A 19897-nucleotide genomic window follows, 5' to 3' on the forward strand; every position below is an offset into this window, starting at 1 on the left:
CATGCGCCTGATCGACACCCACACCCACCTCGACTTCCCCGAGTTCGACGCCGACCGCACGCGCCTGCTGGCCAACGCGGCGGCGCGTGGGGTCGAGCGCATGGTGGTGCTGGGTGTCTTCCAGGGTAATTTCCAGCGTGTCTGGGACTTGGCCTGCGCCGATGAACGCCTGGTTGCGGCGCTGGGGCTGCATCCGATCTACCTCGACCAACATCGCCCGGAGCACGTGCTCGAGTTGCGCCAGTGGCTCGAACGCCTGCACGGCGACCGGCGGCTGTGCGCGGTGGGCGAGTTCGGCCTGGATTACTACGTCGAGACGTTGGACCGCCAGCGCCAGCAAGACCTGTTCGAAGCCCAACTGCAGATGGCCTGCGATTTCGAGCTGCCGGCGCTGTTGCATGTGCGCCGCAGCCACGCCCAGGTCATCGCCACGCTCAAGCGTTACAAGCCGCGCCGCGCTGGCGTGATCCACGCCTTCGCCGGCAGCTACGAAGAAGCGCGTGAGTACATCAAGCTGGGCTTCAAGCTTGGGCTTGGCGGTGCCGGAACCTGGCCGCAGGCACTGCGCCTGCGTAAAACCATTGGCCGGCTGCCGCTGGACAGCATCGTGCTGGAAACCGATTCCCCCGACATGGCACCGGCGATGTTCCCAGGCCTGCGCAACAGCCCGGAGCACCTGCCCGAGATCGCCGATGCGCTGGCCGGGCTCATGGGTGTGGACGCCCAGCTACTGGCCGAAGCCAGCACGGGCAACGCCATAGCGTTGTTCGGCTGGTAACCGGTTCGGAGTTCCTGGTAATTCTGCCAGTTGTGGCAAATACCCCCTCATTTCATCCTTGTGTCTCACACAACGGAGGATCTCCCATGAGCAGTAATCAAATCCAATCGTTCGTCGACGGCCAAATGGATGCCACGGTCACCTGGCAAGGTGCCAGCGAAATCCTGAAGATGAACCAAAGCGTTTTCGTCAGTGACCAGGGTAACAGTGTCAGCATTCAAGGCTGGGCGCTCTTTCATGAAGACCACGCGTACTTCGTAGTCGACATCTGGTTGCCGAAAGATCAGCTCAACCTGCCCAAGCACGAGCTGGGTCAAGGCGAATCCGCGCCGGCAGGCGCTTATCTCGGCTCCACCAAGATTCCCCGCTCCGGCTATGCCAAGAACGGGCAGATCCACGACGTTGAGTGGGACCCTGCTTCCGGTCTGTTCAAGGCCAGCTTCGAGTTCGTGGTGGATACCGACCAGCCAGACGAAACCAAAGTGAGTGGAAGCGTGGTGGTCAACAACCTGAACGACTCCCTGGCTTGATCGACCGCGCCTGCACTGCAGGGCAGGCGCGTAACTACTTCAGAGCAACACCGTACACAGCGCGAAGCCGGCGTACCACAACACCGCGCAGCGCTGCAGCAACTCCCACAGGCTGTCCAGCCGGGCCAGACCACGCTGGTCGTCTTCCTCCTCGGGAATGTCATCGGCCACCCGCCCTACCCTGGCCACCAGGTGCCCGGCACTGATGTGCCAGTTCAGCAGCTCGTGCAGCATCAGCCGCATGACCGCGACGAAGTTGCCGACCAGGGCGAAGCTCAAGGTCAGCACCCGCACCGGCAGCCAGTCCATGATGTGGCGCAGTTGTTCGGCACGCGCCTTGAGCGCGGGTTGCCCGCTGTTGGCAGCGGTCAGCGCCAGCAACCGATAGGCCAATGCCGCAGCAGGGCCGAGCACGAAGTACCAGAAGATCACCGCAAAGAAGCTTTGGTAGGCCTGCCATAGCAGGTAGCCCTGCACCCGCACCAACAACCCACGCGGGGTGTCCGCCACCAGGCCCAGATCGCGCTCGGCCACGTGCAGCGCGGCCTGCTCGTCGCCACGTCGCCAGGCATCGCGAAACGGCCCCAGGGCCGCCTTGGTATCGCCACGGCCCAGGCTGTAGATCAGCACCACCAAGTGCACCGGCAGCGCCAGCAAGCCATAGGCCACCGGTTCCAGCACATGCAGCAACAACACCAGCAGCGCCACCGGTGCCGCCACCGGGATGGCCAGGGTCCACCAGGGATGCACCTTGCCGCTGCGCTCCAGGCGCGTCAGCTCGCCAATGAAAAACCCATCATGCTGCAATCGCTTGCGCCAGGCCGAGAACTTCTCGACCCACAGCACCAGCAACAACACCAGAAAACTCATGCCTTGTCCTCGTTGGTCTGCAGGGATAGCCGATAACGCTGCCAGTCGAAGGCCGGACCGGGGTCGGTCTTGCGCACCGGAGCGATGTCGCAATGGCCCTGGATGTGGTCTGGGCCGATCAGCGGGAAGGCCTGGCGAATCTCTCCGGTCAACTGTGCCAGCACGGCGTACTGGGCATCGGTATAGGGCAGCTCGTCGGTGCCCTCGAGTTCGATGCCGATGGAGAAGTCATTGCACCCTTCACGGCCCTGGAAGCACGAGACGCCAGCATGCCAGGCGCGGTCCAGCAGCGATACGAACTGGGTCACGGCGCCATCGCGCTCGACGAACAGGTGCGCCGATACGGTCAGGTGGCAGATGCCTTGAAAGTAGGAATGCTCGTCAGGGTCGAGGCGATTCTGGAAAAACGCCTGCACCTTGCCGGTGCCGAAACACGCCGGTGGCAGGCTGATGTTGTGGATAACCAACAGCGAGATCGCTTCGCCATCGGGGCGGGCATTGAAATTCGGCGAAGGGCAGTGGGTGACGCCGTCGAACCACCCCGTGGCACGGTCCAATTGCATGGAAAAATCCTGTAGAACGCCGGTACAGACCCGCAGTATGCCTCGCGGCTGCAGCCGTTTGCATGTAAATCGTGGCGCGTTCAACGCGCCTGGCGCTGGCGCAACTCGTCGAGCACCGACTGCAGCGCCCGCTCGAACAGCAGGCCATCGTCCAGCAGCCGTGCATCGCCGCGACGCAGCGCCTGCGCCAAGCCTGCCGCACTCCATTCGCGGACCTTGAGCCCGCTGCGGTTGGCGAACACCAGGCGGTCGCTGCTGTCCAGGCGCGCCACCAGCTTGCAGCGCAGCGCCTGGTCCTCGTCGCGCACCTCGACCCAGGCGCCAAGGCGCAGCCGTTGCACTTGGCGTAGCGGCTGCACGAGCTCATCGAGCGGTCGCAACGGCGCACAGGCCTGCTCCTCGGCAAGCACCAGCACGATGTCCTCCTCCACCCGCACCTCGGCCAACGGTGTATCGCGACCTGGCGCGCCGGGTCCTGCGCAAGCGCGCAGGTGCAGCAGCTGCAGCTGCTGGAAGAACTCGCGGGTAACAGTCGAGTCCAGCGCCACGCCGGCCAGCCCGTCGCGCAGGGCCTTGAGCAACCCGGGCACCCGCTGCAGCAACTGCTCGCGGGCAATCGGATCGTGGTGCGGGACGATGCTGCCCAGCAGCGTGTCAAGGGTCGCCAGGGCACCGCGCCAGGGCGCGGAGGCCTCGCCGTGCTTGAGCAGGGCCAATAGCATCACCTGGCTCCAGCCTTGCACCAGCACGTGCAGTACCCCCTGTGGCAACACCTGCCCGCGCAAGCGCGCATTGAGTGCACGCTGCACCTGCAGGCGCGCTTGCAGGAAGCGCACGCGGCCCTCTTCAGCGTCCCGAGTGCGCTGTTCGAGCAATGCATTGCGCCGGCGCTCATCCTGGTTGAAGGCGAGGAAATCGTCGAGCAACTCGGCAAACAGCCCAGGGTCGTCGCTGAAGTCATTGAGCACGCGCTGGACGGTCCGCTCCACACGCAGATGGAGGCTGTCACGCAGGCCATCGTCGCTGGCTTCCCAGCCGATGGCGGCAGCAGCCATTTCGTTGAGCAGCCGCCGAACCGGATGGCTGGCGCGGCCGAACAAGCCCGTGTCCAGCAGTGCGACCTTGAGCACTGGGATGTGCAGGCGAGCGATCAGGGCGCGCAGGCTCGCCGGCAGGTTGTCATCGGTCTGGATATAGCCGAACAGCCGGCCGACCAGCTCGATCATGTCTTCGTCGGTGCGGCCGAGCCGCCGCAGGGTCGCACTGCGCGCACCGACACGCCACAGCAACTGGTCCAGCTGCTGGCCAAGGTCGAAGCCATCGGGCTCGAAGGTAGCGGGCACCTGATGTTGCAGGTGAGTCAGCAGGCGCAGCAGGTCGGCGCGGCTTACCGGTCGCCCCACGGCGGTGTCATGCACTGCAACCTGCGGCGCACCGGCGTGCCCGAGCAAACCTTGCACGGTATGGAACACCGCCATGCCCGCTGCATCGTCCTGCGCGACTTCCTGGACGGCGCTGCCGCTTCGAGGCGCTGTGCCGCGCCGATCCTCGGCACGGCGCCGCGGCAATGCCGGCAGGTCGGGCAAGATTCCGGCGCCGGCGAGCAACTGGTTGGCATCGCCGTATATCAGGTGCATTTCACGCAGGACATGCCGCTCGAACAACTTCAGCAGGATCGGCCGAACTCGCGGCCCCACCCCAAGACGGCGCCCAGCATCGATGAACAACCCGCACAAGGTGGCTGGGGCGAGCGGATTGCCATGCTCGGGCAATTGCCGCTCGAGCAGGACCTGCAAGCGTTGCAGCAACTGCCCGAGCGCCAGGCCATCGCGCGAAAGCACCCGGGCGACCATCGCCTCGGCTCCGCTATCGCGCTCCAGTCGCGCCTGCGCTGGTGCGCCCGGCGCATCGGCCTGGCCGATTCGGGCAAAGGCACCATAGAACGCGTCGAGCACATTGCGCTCGATGCCCTTGCGCTTTAGCCGCAGGTCACGCATCGCTTCGAAACAGAGGTTCTGGTCTCGCCGGTCGCAGGCCTTGTCGGCCATCTCGAACAGGCTGTCGTCGGCATTGTCGAACAAGGTCTGCAAGCCCTGGCGCAGCTGCAGCGCCGCCTTGTCACGCACTTGCAGGAGCAGCAGCGGAAGGCCGGGCAAGGAAACACCACGTTCGATGGCGGCTGCCAATGGCACCACCTTGCCTTCTGTTTGCATCCCGATCTCCTTGCTGGGCACTCGTGGGGTACGCCAGCACCTGAGACTCTGGCAGGTTAAAGACCGCCAAATCGACAAATTGCTCAACCGCCCTGACCAGTGGTGCGCAAGTGCCGGCCGCCACGTCCCTGGCGCCGCCGGGCCGCTGTACACACCCGCCTCCGCTGTCCGATAATCCCGGCACCTAGCTTGTGGAGCCGACCATGCCGAACCTACGCCTCGCCGACCTGACTGCCGAAATCGAAGCCAACGTGCGCCGCGCGTTGCTGGAAGACATCGGCAGCGGCGACATCACCGCGCAACTGATCCCCGCCGAGCGCCTGGCCAAGGCCACCATCATCACCCGCGAGGACTGCGTGGTCGCCGGCACCGCCTGGGTCGATGCGGTGTTCCGTCAGCTCGACCCAAGGGTCGCGGTGCATTGGCAGGTCGCCGATGGCGACCAGGCCAAGGCCAACCAGGCGCTGTTCCACCTCGAAGGCCCGGCCCGCTCGCTGCTCAGTGGCGAACGCGCGGCGCTGAACTTCCTGCAGATGCTCTCTGGCGTCGCCACCCGTGCGCACTTCCTCGCAGATCTGGTGGCAGGCACCGAAGTGCGCCTGCTCGACACCCGCAAAACCTTGCCGGGCCTGCGCCTGGCGCAGAAGTACGCGGTCACCTGCGGCGGCTGCCACAACCATCGCATCGGCCTGTACGATGCCTTCCTGATCAAGGAAAACCACATCGCCGCGTGCGGTGGCGTAGCCGAGGCGGTCACCGCGGCGCACCGCATCGCCCCGGGCAAGCCGGTGGAGATCGAAGTGGAGAGCCTCGACGAACTGCGCCAGGCGCTGGATGCCGGCGCCGACATCGTGATGCTCGACGAGCTTTCCCTGGATGAAATGCGCGAAGCGGTGCGCATCAACGCCGGCAAGGCCAAGCTGGAGGCCAGTGGCGGGGTCAATGAAAGCACGCTGCGGGTGATTGCCGAGACGGGCGTGGACTACATCTCGATTGGTGCGATGACCAAGGACGTCAAGGCGGTGGACCTGTCCATGCGCTTGAGCCTCTGAGAGCGGACCCAAGAAACCCCAGGCAGAAAAAACCGGCCCATAGGGCTAATGCTGTTCACTTAAGAATGCCGGGGCTGCTGCGCAGCCCTTTCCGACCGGTCCGGCGCTCCGGCAAGGCCGCTCCCACATTTTCCGTGCTTACCCCGTAGATAAGGGCTTTCACGGTCATTGTGGGAGCGGCCTTGTGTCGCGATGGGCCGCAAGGCGGCCCCAATGGCGGCGATGCAGAGCTTAAGTGAACAGCATAAGCCCACAGGGCCGGTTTTTTCAGCGCGATCAGAACGAGGCGTTGGCCAGGCCGTCCAGGTAGCGCTCGACGTCCAGTGCGGCCATGCAGCCGGCGCCGGCCGAGGTGATCGCCTGGCGATAGACGTGGTCGGCCACGTCGCCAGCGGCGAACACGCCTTCGACGTTGGTGGCAGTGGCATTGCCTTCGCGACCGCCATGAACCACCAGGTAGCCGTCCTTCAGGGTCAACTGGCCTTCGAACAGCGAGGTGTTCGGCGTGTGGCCAATGGCGACGAATACGCCGTCGACCTTGATTTCATCGCTGCTGCCGTCGTTGTTCTTGAGGCGAGCACCGGTCACACCCATGTTGTCACCCAGCACTTCGTCCAGGGTGGCGTTGAGCTTGAGTTCGATCTTGCCTTCGGCAACGCGGGCATGCAGCTTGTCGACCAGGATCTTCTCGGCGCGGAAGGTGTCGCGGCGGTGCACCAGGGTCACCTTGCTGGCGATGTTGGCCAGGTACAGGGCCTCTTCCACGGCGGTGTTGCCGCCGCCGATGACCGCGACCGGCTTGTTGCGATAGAAGAAACCATCGCAGGTGGCACAGGCCGAGACGCCCTTGCCCATGAAGGCTTCCTCGGACGGCAGGCCCAGGTAGCGGGCGCTGGCGCCAGTGGCGACGATCAGCGCGTCACAGGTATAGGTGCCGCTGTCGCCCTGCAGGGTGAACGGCTTGTTGGCCAGGTCGACGGCGTTGATGTGATCGAAGACGATCTCGGTCTCGAAACGCTCGGCATGCTCCTGCATACGCTGCATCAGTGCCGGGCCGGTCAGGCCGTGGGGATCGCCCGGCCAGTTGTCGACTTCGGTGGTGGTGGTCAACTGGCCACCCGCCTGCATGCCGGTGATCAGCAGCGGCTTGAGGTTGGCGCGGGCGGCGTAGACCGCGGCGCTGTAACCGGCTGGGCCGGAACCAAGGATGATTACCCGCGAATGACGTACTTCGGACATGTCGAACTCCTGTCGAGCCGGCGGCGCAGGGCCGGCATCGGTGTACCGGCTGCGCCGACTGGTATTAAAAAGGACCTACGCAGCACTTGGGGAAGGCTACAACGCGTCGGTCCAAAACCAAAAAGATGAGCGCACTTTAACGAGGTCGCAGAGATTAAGGAAATATCCTCCGACAATCCACCTCATAGCCATCCTCTATCCGAACAATCAACCTAGCTGAAAAGCCTTCAAGGTTTGTTACAGGCGATGTCTTCATGGGCCGCCGCCTTTCGTCGGCGCGGCAAACTCGGTAAGGTCAGCGCGTTTCCCCTCGTTTTGCGGAGTGTCCCGATGCAAGCCCCCGCCCTCTCCGGCCCGCAGTACCTGCGCGAAGGCCTGAAACTGGTACTGAGCCCCAACCTGCGGCTGTTCGTGCTGCTGCCCCTGGCGATCAACCTGCTGCTGTTCGGTGGCCTGATCTACTTCGCCGGCCACCAGTTCAGCGTCTGGGTCGACAGCCTGATGCCAACCCTGCCCGACTGGCTGGGCTTTCTCACCTATATCCTGTGGCCGCTGTTCGTCGCTCTGGTGGTGCTGATGGTGTTCTTCACCTTCACCCTGGTGGCCAACGTCATCGCCGCGCCGTTCAACGGCTTCCTGGCCGAGAAAGTGGAAGTGGTGGTACGCGGCCAGGATCCCTTCCCGGCATTCAGCTGGGGCGAACTGGTCGCCATGGTGCCACGCACCCTCGGCCGCGAGATGCGCAAGCTCGGCTACTTCCTGCCGCGAGCCATCGGCCTGTTCATCCTGTCGTTCATCCCGGTGGTCAACGTGGTGGCGGCGCCACTGTGGCTGGTATTCGGCGTCTGGATGATGGCCATCCAGTACATCGACTACCCGGCGGACAACAACAAGATGAGCTGGCAGGACATGCTTGCCTGGCTGCGGCAAAAGCGCTGGCAGTCGTTGGGGTTCGGCGGCATCACCTACCTGGCGCTGATGATTCCGCTGGTCAACGTGGTGATGATGCCGGCTGCGGTGGCGGGTGCGACGCTGTTCTGGGTACGTGAGCGCACGTAGTACATAGCTACCGCCGGGTGGCGCAGGGTTCGGATTTAAATCTCCCAGGTCGCAATAACGCGACCTTGACCTGGAGATCCAGCATGGAATTCACCGACATCAAATCGAAGGACTTCATCGAACTGGCCGGCATTCCCGAACACCTGCACGGCACCCGAATCGCCGAACACCGAGTGAAATGGCGCTTGCGGGAGATACTCGAGCACCAAGGCATCAAGGAACCCTACGAGGCCATTTTTTTCACCACGTTCGACGAAGACGGTGTGGTCAACTACAGCAAGTCGCTGGTAGAAATCCTCACCGAGGCCGTGGTGGACAGCGATTTCCCAGGCATCGGCCTGCACGGCGGCCTGTTCCGTCAACGTGGGGTGACAAGCTTCGATCAGCTCATCAACGCCGATATCCCCCTCATCGATGAAGCGATGCAGATCGTCTACAAGCATATCAAGCAGACCGAACAGGCGGGTTGATAGACCTACCCGCGAGGGGGCCAACATGCGGCCCCTTCATTAGCCGGGCAGTTTTCCAGTCAGTGGTTCAACTGACTGGAAAACTGCCCCACCGCGTCCACGACCTTCTTCGCCCCTTCCTGGATCTCGACGATCACTCCACCGGTATCGGCGGCCAAGGCCAAACCCTGCTCGGCCTGGCGCTTGCTGGTGTCGATGATGCCAACTGCCGCCTGGGCAAGCTGTTCGTTCTGCTGCACCACCCGGGCGATCTCTTCCGTGGCGCTGCTGGTGCGCGAGGCCAACTGGCGCACTTCGTCGGCAACCACGGCAAAGCCACGGCCCTGCTCCCCGGCACGCGCAGCCTCGATAGCCGCATTGAGCGCCAGCAGGTTGGTCTGGCCGGCGATATCGCTGATGGTCTTGATGATCGCGCCGATCACCTTGGACTGCTCGTCCAGCGCCTGGATGCTTTCTGCGGCATCCTGCATCGAGCCTTCGAGGCCACGCATCACCTCCACGGTCTGGGTCACTACATCGGTGGCTCTGCGCGCACTGTCGTCGGTGGTCAGCGAGGTGTTGTAGGCGATGTCCGCAGCCTGGGCCACGGCCTGTTCCTGGGTGACCTGGTCGGTGACGACGGTCGCGAACTTCACGACCTTGTACAGCACGTCATGGGCATCGAAGATCGGGTTATAGGACGCCTCCAGCCACACCGCGCGGCCGCGGGCGTCGATTCGCTTGAAACGGTCGGCGACGTATTCGCCACGGCGCAGCTTGTCCCAGAACACCCGGTACTCGGCCGAATTGGCTTCCTCCGGCTCGCAGAACATACGGTGATGCTTGCCGCGCACCTGTTCCAGGCTGTAGCCCACCGACTGCAGGAAGCGTTCATTGGCGGCCAGCACGATGCCATCGAGGTTGAACTCGATGACTGCGGTGGAGCGCATCAGCGCCTTGATCAGGCTCTCATGCTCCCGCGATGTCTCGATGGTGCGGGTCAGGTCACTGGAGTGCAGCGAAAAGTGCTTGATGCGCCCATCCGCGTTCTTCACCGGCTGCAGGATCGAGCGCAACCAGGCCTCCTTGCCGTCGCCACGCAGCAGGCGAAACGCGCCGTTGAGGTGTTCCCCGCGGGCAATGGCGCTTTTCATGCGCTGGTAGAAATCGAGCTTTTTCACATGGGTGGGCACGATGTCCTCGATGTTGCGCCCCAACAACTGCTCGGCGCGGTAGAGCATCTCGGTCTCGAAGTTGTCGTTGACTTGTTCGATGCGCCCTTGGGGATCGAGTTGCAGCACCAGCATCTCGCTGTCGAGGCTGCTCTTGACCTGCTCGATGGCCATCAATTCTTCACGCAGTAGCTGGTTTTCTTTCTTGAGCTTGCTGTTGAACATACCGCTCTCCCGGAGCGTATCTACTCGATTTGGATGCAAGTTCATCGGCCATGGGGCGGGCCTCTTGAGCAGGCCAAGTGGAAATTTCCAGCCGCTGCAGCAGCCAGAAATCAGGCGTCATTAGCGCGTCACGCAACTGTCACATTGACGCAACGCGGCAGGCGGAAACTTTTTGTCATGAACGCACCCGCCCTACGCATCACCCTGGTCAGCGAAACCTTCCCACCCGAGATCAACGGCGTGGCCAACACCCTTGGACGCCTCAGCGAAGGCCTGCGTCTGCGTGGTCACCTGGTAGAGATCGTGCGCCCGCGCCAGGCCGGTGAAACGCCGATGGCCGACGATCCACAGCAGATGTTGTGCCGCGGCTGGGGGCTGCCGGGCTACCCAGGCCTGCAGTGGGGCGAGGTGTCGGTGCACAAGTTGCTCCGCCGCTGGCGACGGCAACGACCGGATGTACTGTACATCGCAACCGAAGGTCCACTGGGGCTGAGTGCGCTACGGGCTGCACGGCGCCTGGGCATTGCCGTGGTCAGCGGCTTTCATACCAATTTCCCGCAGTATTGCGGCCAGTACGGGCTGGGCCTGCTGGCGCGCCTGCTCACCCATTACCTGCGCTGGTTCCACCGCCGCAGCGTGGCGACGCTGGTGCCCAGCCAGAGCCAGCGCCTGGAGTTGGAGCGCCGCGGCTTCGAGCGCCTGGCCTTGCTGGCGCGCGGCGTCGACGCAGGCCTGTTCAATCCGGCACGCCGCAACCATGCCTTGCGCCTGGCATGGGGGCTGGGGCCGGACGACGTTGCCGTCCTGCATGTCGGCCGGCTGGCGGTAGAAAAGAATCTCGGCCTGCTGCGCCCGAGCATTCAGGCCCTGCAACGCGCCTATCCAGACAAACGCCTGTGTCTGGTGGTGGTCGGCGATGGGCCGCAGCGCGCCGCCCTTGAACAGTCGCTGCCGGGGGCGGTGTTCTGCGGTGTCCGACGCGGCGAGGACCTCGCCGAACACTACGCCAGCGGCGACCTGTTCCTGTTTCCCAGCCTGACCGAAACCTTCGGCAACGTGGTGCTCGAAGCGATGGCCTCAGGGCTCGCGGTGGTCGCCTATGACGAGGCAGCTGCGGCCCAGCACATCCGTCATGGGCATAGCGGCGCGTTGGCCATGCCCGGCGACCAGGCCGCCTTCATCGACGCCGCCTGCTGGTTGCTGGAAGAAAGCGAGACGCTGCGCCGGGTCCGCCTCAACGCCCGGCAGCATGCCAGCCGCCAGGGTTGGCCGGCCATCGTCGATCAGTTCGAGAACCACCTGCGCAATGCCTGCCGCACAGCGGGCGCGGGCAGCGATCAGCCGGCCGGCGCAGCGCTGGCAATCAAGCCAGGTTCGGCAGGCCGCGCCGGCCAGGGGTAGCAGAGAGAGGGCTGCGAGGCAGCCCGGATGGCTCAGCCCAGGGCTTTCTCGATGGCCTGTACCACGGCCGGGTCATCGGGCGTGGTGCGCGGGGCGAAGCGCGCCAGCACGCGACCATCCTTGCCAACCAGGAACTTCTCGAAGTTCCAGCTGATATCACCTGGGAACTCGGCGCCCTCGCCTGCCAGCAGGCGGTACAGCGAATGGCGTTGCGGGCCATTGACCTCCAACTTGCTCCCCAACGGAAAGCTCACCCCATAGTTGAGCTCGCAAAACTCGCGGATTTCCTTCTCGCTGCCCGGCTCTTGCCCAGCAAACTGGTTGCACGGCAGGCCAAGGATCTTGAAGCCTTTGTCCTTATACTGCTGGTACAGGTTTTCCAGGGCCTTGTATTGCGGCGTCAGCCCGCACTTGGAAGCGACATTGACCACCAGCACCACCTGGCCCTTGAACGGTGCGAGGGGCAGATCCTCGCCGTTCAGCGCCTTCAACGTCAGGTCGTGAAATGCACTCATGTTGTGTTCCCCTCTCAGGTTCCCATAGACCGCGGGGCAAAATCCGCCCACTAAAAAGGCGCTCGTTCAAGCCATCCACCTCCCGTTGGGAAGGCAAGTCGGCTTGCCCGAGCGCCTTGGACTTTCTGAGCTTAGCGCAGAAAATCAGTGGTGATGGCCACCTTCACCGTGGATGTGGCGGTGCGCGATTTCTTCTTCGCTGGCGTCACGAACGTCGACTACCTTGACCTTGAAGTTCAGGCGCTGGCCAGCCAGTGGGTGGTTGCCGTCGACGGTCACGTCGTCGCCGTCGATGTCGCGGATGGTAACGATCTGCATCTGGCCATCTGGCGCCGAGGCGTGGAACTGCATGCCGACTTCCAGTTGGTCGACACCTTCGAACATGCTGCTGCTCAGGGTGCTGACCAGCTCGGCCAGGTATTCGCCGTAAGCTTCTTCAGGCTCGATGGCGACTTCCAGCTCGTCACCGGCCTGCTTGCCTTCCAGGGCTTTCTCCAGGCCTGGAATGATGTTGCTGGCACCGTGCAGGTAAACCAGTGGGGCGCCACCGGCGGAGCTGTCGATGGTCTCCCCGGCGTCATTGGTCAGGGTATAGTCGATGGAGACTGCCTTGTTGGCGGCGATCAGCATGGGGCAAGACCTTTTGCAAAAGAATGTAGAACGGACAAGTGTAACCAAGCCATCGCCCGATTGCGAACGCACCTCGGACGAGCAGCGGCCCATCAGTCGGATCGAGGGCTTCCACCAGGACCAGGACGGGCACTGGGTGGTCGACCTGAGCTGTGGCCATACCCAGCATCTGCGCCACCAGCCACCGTGGCAAGCACGGCCATGGGTGCTCGACGCAGAGCAAAGGGCGCAGCGCATCGGCCAGCCTTTTGCCTGTGGCTGGTGCGCACAGGGGACCAATGGCGCTACCCTTGGCCATTGAATCCTTGCACCGCTTATTTCGAGAAGCACGCATGCAGACATTTTTCATTGCGCCGACCGACTTCGGTGTCGGCCTGACATCGATCAGCCTTGGCCTGGTTCGCACCCTGGAGCGGGCCGGCCTGAAAGTCGGCTTCTTCAAGCCGATCGCCCAGCCTCACCCCGGCGACACCGGCCCCGAGCGCTCCACCGAACTGGTGGCCCGGACCCACGGTATAAAACCGCCGTTGCCGCTGAGCCTGGCCCAGGTCGAGCGCATGCTCGGCGATGGCCAGCTGGATGAGTTGCTCGAGGAAATCATCCGCCTCTACCAGCAAGCCTGCGTGGACAACGACGTGGTGGTGGTCGAGGGCATGGTGCCGACCCGCCACGCCAGCTATGCCGCGCGGGTCAACCTGCACCTGGCCAAGAGCCTGGATGCCGAGGTGATCCTGGTCTCGGCAGCGGAAAACGAAGTGCTCAGCGAATTGTCCGGGCGAGTCGAGTTGCAGGCGCAACTGTTCGGCGGCCCGCGTGACCCGAAGGTGCTCGGGGTAGTGCTGAACAAAGTCCGCACCGACGAGAGCATGGCCGATTTCGCCACCCGCCTGCGCGAGCACTCGCCACTGCTGCGCGGCAACGACTTCCGCCTGCTCGGCTGCATCCCCTATCAGGCCGAGCTGAACGCCCCGCGCACCCGCGATGTGGCCGAGCTGCTCGGTGCCCAGGTGCTCAACGCCGGCGACTATGAACAACGGCGCATGAACAAGATCATCATCTGCGCACGCACCGTGGCCAATACCGTACCGCTGCTGACCCCCGGCACCTTGGTGGTGACCCCCGGCGACCGCGACGACATCATCCTCGCCGTGAGCCTGGCGGCGATCAATGGCGTGCCCCTGGCCGGGCTGCTGCTGACCAGCGACAGCAAGCCCGACTCACGTATCCTCGAGCTGTGCCGCGGCGCCTTGCAGGCCGGGCTGCCGATCCTGTCGGTGAGCACCGGTTCGTACGACACCGCCAACCAGCTCAACTCGCTCAACCGCGAGATCCCGGTGGACGATCGCGAGCGCGCCGAATTCATCACCGACTTCGTTGCCAGCCACCTCGATGCCGCCTGGCTCCATCAGCGCTGCGGCACGCCTCGCGAGCCACGCCTGTCGCCAGCGGTGTTCCGCTACCAGTTGATCCAGCGCGCGCAGCAGGCCAACAAGCGTATCGTCCTGCCCGAGGGCGCCGAACCGCTGCTGGTACAAGCCGCCGCCATCTGCCAGGCTCGCGGCATCGCCCGTTGCGTGCTGCTGGCCAAGCCCGAGGAAGTCGAGGCGGTAGCCCGTGCCCAAGGTATCAGCCTGCCGGCCGACCTGGAGATCCTCGACCCCGAGCGCATCCGTGCCCGCTACGTCGAGCCCATGGTCGAGCTGCGCAAGAGCAAGAACCTCAACGCGCCGATGGCCGAACAGCAGCTGGAAGACCCGGTCGTGATCGGCACCATGATGCTGGCCCTGGACGAGGTCGATGGCCTGGTCTCGGGCCTGGTCCACTCCACCGCCAACACCATTCGCCCGGCCTTGCAGCTGATCAAGACCGCACCAGGCAGCAGCCTGGTGTCATCGGTTTATTTCATGCTGTTTCCGGAGCAAGTGCTGGTCTATGGCGACTGCGTGATGAACCCCCATCCCAGCGCCGCCGAACTGGCGGAGATCGCCCGGCAGAGCGCCGAGTCGGCCCAGGCCTTCGGCATCGCGCCCCGGGTGGCGATGATCAGCTATTCGAACGATTCGGCAAGCGACGAGGAAGTGGAAAAGGTGCGCGAGGCCACGCGCCTGGCCCAGCGCGGCGAGCAGCAACTGCTGATCGACGGCCCCCTGCAATACGATGCCGCGGCCAATCCTCAGGTAGCCCGCCAGCTGGCACTGAAAAGTCCGGTGGCCGGACAGGCAACGGTCTTCGTGTTCCCCGACCTGAACACCGGCAACACCACCCACAAGGCGGTGCAGCGCAGCACCGATGGGGTCAGCCTCGGGCCGATGCTACAAGGGTTGCGCAAGCCGGTGAACGACCTGCCGCGCGGGGCGCAGGTCGACGATATCGTACATACCATCGCCCTGACGGCGATCCAGGCCAGCGTCGCCGATTAAAAAATCGCCGGCAAGCCGCCTCCTACAGGAGCGAGCTTGCCGGCGATCGGGCTTCGACGCAGATCAGGGATACTGCTGTACCTGCCCTTGCTGGTCATACTGCTGGCCAGGGATCGGCTTCAGGTTGACCTCGACGCGGCGGTTCTGCGCACGGCCGTTGGCATCGGCGTTGCTCGCGATCGGCTGGTCAGGGCCCATGCCACGCACGCTCACCCGCGAGCCATCGACTCCCTGGGAGGTCAGGTAGCTGCTGACCGCCTGGGCGCGACGCTGGGACAGGTCCATGTTGTGTTGGCGGCTGCCGGTGCTGTCGGTGAAGCCAACCACCTCGATGGTGTTCTGGTTGAACTGCTTGAACGAATTGGCCAGGTTGTTCAGCGGGGTGTAGAAGCTTGGCGAGATGTTGGCCGAGTCGGTGGCGAAGGTGATGTTGCCCGGCATGATCAGCTTGATCTGGTCACCCTGGCGCTGGACTTCGACACCCGTATTGGCCATCTGCGCACGCAACGCCGCTTCCTGCTTGTCGGCGTAGTAACCATAACCGGCTGCGGCGGCGCCGACCGCGGCAGCGCCGATCAGCGCGCCCTTGCCACGGTTGTTGTGATCGATGGCAGCGCCTGCCACTGCACCGGCCAATGCGCCCAGTCCGCCGTACTTGGCGGTCTTGCTCATGCCCGAGGAACCCTGGGAGTCGTAGGGGTTCTGGGTGGCGCAGCCGGTCATCAGGGCGGCGGCGGTTGCGACGATAATCAGACGACGCATGGTGAACATGGACAAGCTCCTACTGAAATTCATATGTGCGGCGGATCGCGAACGGATCATTGCCAGCCTTGGATCGCACAGGCAAGGAAAAATTCCATGAAGCCTTTGTCATGCGGCTTACGCACGCACGAACGGATTCTCGCGCATCTCGTCGCCCAGACGGGTATCGGCACCATGGCCGGTGACCACGATGGCCTCTTCATCCAGGCGATACAGCCGCTCCTTGATCGAACGAACGATAGCCCGCTGATCCCCACCCCACAAATCGGTGCGGCCGATGCCGCGACGGAACAGGGTGTCGCCGGCGATCAACAGCTTGGCATCGGCGAACCAGAAGCTCATCGAGCCCGGCGTATGCCCCGGCGTGTGCAGGGCCACGCCACAGCCGCAGGCCAGCTCTTCATCGTCACCCAGCCAGCGGTCGGGGGCTGGCACCGGGGTGTAGGGCACGCCGAACATCTGGCATTGCATTTCCAGGTTGTCCCACAGCGGCTGGTCGTCCTTGTGCAGGTGCAAGGTCGCCCCGGTCAGCTCCTTGAGCTTGCCCGAGGCGAGGAAATGGTCGAAATGGGCGTGGGTGTGGATGATGCTTACCAAGGTCAGGCCGTGGGCTTGCAGACGGGCGAGAATCTTCTCCGGATCACCGCCCGGGTCAACGACGATGGCCTTCTTGCTGACGGGGTCGCCGATCAGGGTGCAATTGCATTGCAGCGGGCCGACGGGGAAGGTTTCGCGGATGAGGGCGAAAGATGCTGTTTCCATGAGCTGCGGTACACCAGATTAATCGAAGAGGGTTTGAACGCGCGCAAGCGTGTCGAGAATGATCGCTTCCGGAACTGTTTCGATGCGTTTGGCTTGCCGGGCTTCGAGATCTACGGTACGGATCTGGTTACACAACATCACGCCTTGGGTTTGCGTGCCTGAGCCGCAGAGCGAAACGGCGAAGCCCGCATGTCTGGCGTAATCACCGCCTTGAGAGATCGGAGCGATAACCGCCAGTCCGGATGCATTGAACGCTGCAGGGGACAATACCAGGGCTGGGCGAGCCACACCCTGCTGCTCTCGGCCGACAACAGGCTCAAGGTTGATCCGCACGATGTCTCCTCTGGCAAACTTCACTCGCCTCATGCCTCACGCCCTACAGGGCGCATTGCATTCCAGTCGGCCATGTCCGCAGGCTCGGGGGCGTCCAGATCACACTGCGCCATGAGCTCCTCAAGGGTGTACTTGGGCTTGGACCGGACAGGTTTAAGCACCAGCGCCTCGCCTGCAGTATCGAGGCTGAGCGTGGACCCCACGCCAAGACGCATCTGCTTGAGCACTCCAGCAGGAAGACGAATCGCTGCGCTGTTACCCCATTGCTGAATCTTGATCTGCATAAGTATCTCCCAAGGTAGATACATACTAGGAACCTCCATGGTGTTTGCAAGCAAAAGTAGATACGAAGTCTCTACATTGGCACTCACAAGGCTTAAAAAAAAGCCTCGACACGTCGATATGGAAAGCCCCTACACGGCCTTGGGAAACCACTCAAACATTCTCGCTGCCAGACCAACCACTCACGGCAAATACAACCTGAACAACCCACCCCCCAATGCCCCGCCATTGCTGATTTCGATTCGCCCCTGCACGCCATCGCGCTCATGCAGGGCGGCGATGCGCGCCGCGAAGTAAAGGCCCAGGCCGGTGCTGCCGCTGTGCGCATCGATGCCCTGCACATAATCCTGCTGGCGCTCGAGCATGCGCTGTGGATAACCCGGGCCATCGTCGTTGACGCTGATCACCAGTTGCTCGTCCTGCTCCTCGATGCCAATCAGCAGGGCGTGACCGGCATAGCGGATGGCATTGGTCAGCACGTTGGCCACTACCGAAGCGACCAGCTCGCGGTCGAAGAAACCCAGCGGGCTTTGCGTGTCGATGCGCCAGGTGGCAAGGATGTCGCGGTGCTCCAGCACTTCCTGGTGCGCGGCCAACTGGGCCTCGATGAAGTCTTCCAGCTCGTGGTAGTCCGGGCACAGCGGCAACTGGTTCACGCCCAGCTTATAGAGGCCGAGCATCTGCACCAGCATGCCGTTGAGGTGGCGGAACTCGTGTTCGATCACGCCCTGCTCGGTGCCCTGGCGCAGCCCTTCGGGCAGACGGGCGAGGAACTGGTCGTGAGCCTGGATCAACGCCGACAGTGAGTTTTTCAGGTCGTGCACGGTGGAGGCGATCACCGTGGAAAAGTCCAGCCCCTGGTCAGCCTGGCTCATGCGCCGAATACCCGGATGTGCAACTTGCGATAACGATCATGACGGCTGTCGCTGGCCGGAATGCCTGCCACGCTGTGCAGGCAGGCGCGACATTCCTGCATGAGCTCGGCCGACGGGCTTTCACCGCCGATGCGCAACAACGCCTGGGCGGTATTGAGGGCAATGCTGATGTTCTTGGGTTGCAGGGCCAGCGCCTTGCGGAACATTTCCAAGGCCTCGTTGAGTTGCCCGAGCTGGTAGCTGCGAACACCCTGGCGGTTGAGGTCGACGGCCTCGGTGACAGCGCCCAGCACCGCCGGATCGTCGGTGAGCTTGGCCACGCTCTGCATGACCTTGGGGTCATCGCCGTAGGTTTCCACGCATCCTTTGAGAATGGCGCCACCGGCCGACTCCTGGCCCAACGCCTGCAACTGCTTGGCCACGGTCAACGCCGCTTCGACGGAGAAGAACTGCTCCATCTTGTCCAGGCGCTGCATGGCCTGCTCGGTGAGCTTGGCCGCAGTCTCGGCGTCGCCGGCCTGCTGCAGGCTGGCCGCCTTCATCAAGCGCGCCCGGACCTGCAGGCCCTGATCCTCGACATTTTCCTTGGCCACTTCACCGAGCACGGTGTTGATCTCGACCCGGGTACGGGCATCCAGGCCAAAGCCTGCATTCTTGTTCATCAGCGCCTGGACCAGCCCGAGGTTGCTCTCGGCGTCCTTGTAGCGTGAGCTCTGCCCCTGGTTCACGGCATGGCGGTAGGCCTTGGAGGCGCTCTCGAAATCCTCGTTGTCCAACGCCAGCTTGCCCAGCGCGGCTTGCCGGCGCACCGCCAACGGCGACAGGCGCACGGCCTCTTCGAGCATGTGCTGGGCACGCTTGGTTTCGCCCTGCGCCACCAGCACCTCGGCCATGCCGTCGTACAGCGCCGGCATGATCGGAAACGCCTTCAATGCCTGTTCATATACACCCTGCGCCTGGTCCTGCTGGCCGCGCTTGTGCAACAAGCTGCCCAGCGCCGAATACACCCAGGGCTGCGGACGACTGGCAAGGATCGACTTGAGAAACTTCTCCAACTCGTCGAAGCGGTTGAGATCGCGCAACGCGTCGGCTCGATAGCGCAGGCACAGCGGCGCGAAGCGCGGGTCCTGCTTGCACAGCTCGGCGCAGGCGGCCAGCACCTCGGCTGGGCGACCGCGGTCCAGCGCTTGGAGAATGGGCTTGAGCAAGGTCTTGCGCTGGGTCAGTTTCTCCAGGCGCTGGGCCAGGCCGACGCGGTTGAACGGCTTGGTCAGGTAGGCATCGGGCTCGTGCTCCAAGGTACTGAGCACGATCGACTGGCTGCTCTCGGCGGTGACCATGATGAACACGCATTCATGGCTGATCAGCTTGTCGAGGATCAGGTCCTCCAATACCTGCTGGCCGTTCTTCTTGCCGTCGCCGAGGTGAAAGTCCTGGAGGATGAAGTCGTAGCGCTTCTGCCCACACATGCGCAGCGCCTGCTCGCCGCTGTCGGCGGTGTCGACGTCGCGTACGCCCAGCTCACGCAGCATGGACCGGGTCGAGGTGCGGAAGTCGGTGAAATCGTCGACGATCAGAAAGTTTTTTTGCCCGTACTGCAGCATCAACACGACCTGTCTTGGGGTGATGGGAAAAGGGTGCGTGGCGATGCATCCCGCCGAACACTCTATCGGCAGCGGGCCGGGAAAGATGAGCGCGGCGCGCCCAAGCGATGAAAGAGCAATGGCATCTTGCCACTATCTTATCGGGCAATCCGCCGTAGGGCCA

At 63.7% G+C, this 19897-nt stretch carries 21 protein-coding genes; 8 read left to right on the forward strand and 13 right to left on the reverse strand.

The window, feature by feature from the left end; translation table 11 throughout:
* The first annotated feature begins 1 nt into the window (after position 1).
* Entirely contained in the window at positions 2-778 is a 777-nt protein-coding gene (locus tag E6B08_RS26050; protein WP_136916600.1) for a TatD family hydrolase, read from the forward strand.
* 86 nt (positions 779-864) lie between these two features.
* Positions 865-1308: a hypothetical protein gene (locus E6B08_RS26055; protein WP_136916601.1), complete on the forward strand. Its 444-nt coding sequence runs from the start codon at positions 865-867 to the stop codon at positions 1306-1308.
* A 39-nt stretch (positions 1309-1347) separates the two neighbouring features.
* Here E6B08_RS26055 and ampE read toward each other — a convergent pair whose 3' ends face one another.
* The 3 genes from ampE to E6B08_RS26070 all read right to left on the reverse strand — a co-directional run bounded on the left by ampE (position 1348) and on the right by E6B08_RS26070 (position 4954).
* Positions 1348-2178 (reverse strand): regulatory signaling modulator protein AmpE, encoded by an 831-nt coding sequence (gene ampE, locus E6B08_RS26060; protein ID WP_136916602.1) that lies wholly within the window; start codon positions 2176-2178, stop codon positions 1348-1350.
* Positions 2175-2741 carry a 1,6-anhydro-N-acetylmuramyl-L-alanine amidase AmpD gene (ampD, locus tag E6B08_RS26065; RefSeq protein ID WP_136916603.1) on the reverse strand — a complete coding sequence of 189 codons (567 nt, stop codon included), beginning with the start codon at positions 2739-2741 and terminating at the stop codon, positions 2175-2177. The genes ampE and ampD overlap by 4 nt, the downstream gene beginning before the upstream one ends.
* Before the next feature lie 80 nt (positions 2742-2821).
* Complete coding sequence (locus E6B08_RS26070; protein WP_136916604.1) at positions 2822-4954, reverse strand: DUF1631 domain-containing protein; 2133 nt, start codon at positions 4952-4954, stop codon at positions 2822-2824.
* A 203-nt stretch (positions 4955-5157) separates the two neighbouring features.
* On the opposite strand from E6B08_RS26070, the gene nadC reads away from it, so the two are divergent.
* Positions 5158-6006 carry a carboxylating nicotinate-nucleotide diphosphorylase gene (gene nadC, locus E6B08_RS26075; RefSeq protein WP_136916605.1) on the forward strand — a complete coding sequence of 283 codons (849 nt, stop codon included), beginning with the start codon at positions 5158-5160 and terminating at the stop codon, positions 6004-6006.
* Between the two features lie 276 nt (positions 6007-6282).
* Here nadC and trxB read toward each other — a convergent pair whose 3' ends face one another.
* Positions 6283-7245, reverse strand: a complete 963-nt coding sequence (gene trxB, locus E6B08_RS26080) for a thioredoxin-disulfide reductase (protein WP_136916606.1) — start codon at positions 7243-7245, stop codon at positions 6283-6285.
* A 330-nt stretch (positions 7246-7575) separates the two neighbouring features.
* Here trxB and cysZ point away from each other — a divergent pair, with 330 nt between their 5' ends.
* Complete coding sequence (gene cysZ / locus E6B08_RS26085; protein WP_136916607.1) at positions 7576-8304, forward strand: sulfate transporter CysZ; 729 nt, start codon at positions 7576-7578, stop codon at positions 8302-8304.
* An 83-nt stretch (positions 8305-8387) separates the two neighbouring features.
* The gene (locus tag E6B08_RS26090) at positions 8388-8774 is read left to right on the forward strand and encodes a hypothetical protein (protein WP_136916608.1); all 387 of its coding nucleotides are present in this window, start codon (positions 8388-8390) and stop codon (positions 8772-8774) included.
* A gap of 59 nt (positions 8775-8833) precedes the next feature.
* Here E6B08_RS26090 and E6B08_RS26095 read toward each other — a convergent pair whose 3' ends face one another.
* Complete coding sequence (locus tag E6B08_RS26095; RefSeq protein ID WP_136916609.1) at positions 8834-10150, reverse strand: methyl-accepting chemotaxis protein; 1317 nt, start codon at positions 10148-10150, stop codon at positions 8834-8836.
* 177 nt (positions 10151-10327) lie between these two features.
* Between E6B08_RS26095 and E6B08_RS26100 the strand changes: the two genes are divergently transcribed.
* Positions 10328-11551, forward strand: coding sequence for a glycosyltransferase family 4 protein (locus E6B08_RS26100; RefSeq protein ID WP_136916610.1), 1224 nt, complete (start codon positions 10328-10330; stop codon positions 11549-11551).
* A gap of 32 nt (positions 11552-11583) precedes the next feature.
* Here the strand turns inward: E6B08_RS26100 and E6B08_RS26105 are convergent, their stop codons facing one another.
* Complete coding sequence (locus tag E6B08_RS26105; protein ID WP_136916611.1) at positions 11584-12066, reverse strand: glutathione peroxidase; 483 nt, start codon at positions 12064-12066, stop codon at positions 11584-11586.
* 144 nt (positions 12067-12210) lie between these two features.
* A complete protein-coding gene (locus E6B08_RS26110) occupies positions 12211-12696 on the reverse strand; it encodes an FKBP-type peptidyl-prolyl cis-trans isomerase (protein WP_136916612.1) in 486 nt (161 codons plus the stop codon).
* Here E6B08_RS26110 and E6B08_RS26115 point away from each other — a divergent pair.
* Together E6B08_RS26115 and pta are read left to right on the forward strand one after the other, a co-directional pair.
* On the forward strand, positions 12695-12997 hold the full coding sequence (locus tag E6B08_RS26115; protein WP_136916613.1) for a DUF3565 domain-containing protein: 303 nt from the start codon (positions 12695-12697) through the stop codon (positions 12995-12997). The two genes, E6B08_RS26110 and E6B08_RS26115, sit on opposite strands and share 2 nt — an antisense overlap.
* A 31-nt stretch (positions 12998-13028) precedes the next feature.
* Positions 13029-15116, forward strand: coding sequence for a phosphate acetyltransferase (pta, locus tag E6B08_RS26120; RefSeq protein WP_136916614.1), 2088 nt, complete (start codon positions 13029-13031; stop codon positions 15114-15116).
* A 63-nt stretch (positions 15117-15179) separates the two neighbouring features.
* Here the strand turns inward: pta and E6B08_RS26125 are convergent, their stop codons facing one another.
* The 6 genes from E6B08_RS26125 to E6B08_RS26150 form a co-directional block, all read right to left on the reverse strand.
* Positions 15180-15887: an OmpA family protein gene (locus E6B08_RS26125; protein ID WP_136916615.1), complete on the reverse strand. Its 708-nt coding sequence runs from the start codon at positions 15885-15887 to the stop codon at positions 15180-15182.
* Between the two features lie 108 nt (positions 15888-15995).
* Entirely contained in the window at positions 15996-16640 is a 645-nt protein-coding gene (locus E6B08_RS26130) for an MBL fold metallo-hydrolase (protein ID WP_136916616.1), read from the reverse strand.
* A gap of 18 nt (positions 16641-16658) precedes the next feature.
* Positions 16659-17006 carry a type II toxin-antitoxin system ChpB family toxin gene (locus tag E6B08_RS26135; RefSeq protein WP_136916617.1) on the reverse strand — a complete coding sequence of 116 codons (348 nt, stop codon included), beginning with the start codon at positions 17004-17006 and terminating at the stop codon, positions 16659-16661.
* Complete coding sequence (locus E6B08_RS26140; RefSeq protein ID WP_136916618.1) at positions 17003-17281, reverse strand: AbrB/MazE/SpoVT family DNA-binding domain-containing protein; 279 nt, start codon at positions 17279-17281, stop codon at positions 17003-17005. The genes E6B08_RS26135 and E6B08_RS26140 overlap by 4 nt, the downstream gene beginning before the upstream one ends.
* Before the next feature lie 156 nt (positions 17282-17437).
* Entirely contained in the window at positions 17438-18130 is a 693-nt protein-coding gene (locus E6B08_RS26145; RefSeq protein ID WP_136916619.1) for a sensor histidine kinase, read from the reverse strand.
* On the reverse strand, positions 18127-19734 hold the full coding sequence (locus E6B08_RS26150) for a tetratricopeptide repeat-containing response regulator (RefSeq protein WP_136917493.1): 1608 nt from the start codon (positions 19732-19734) through the stop codon (positions 18127-18129). The genes E6B08_RS26145 and E6B08_RS26150 overlap by 4 nt, the downstream gene beginning before the upstream one ends.
* Positions 19735-19897 lie beyond the last annotated feature (163 nt).

This window comes from Pseudomonas putida, assembly GCF_005080685.1.
GTDB lineage: Bacteria > Pseudomonadota > Gammaproteobacteria > Pseudomonadales > Pseudomonadaceae > Aquipseudomonas > Aquipseudomonas putida_V.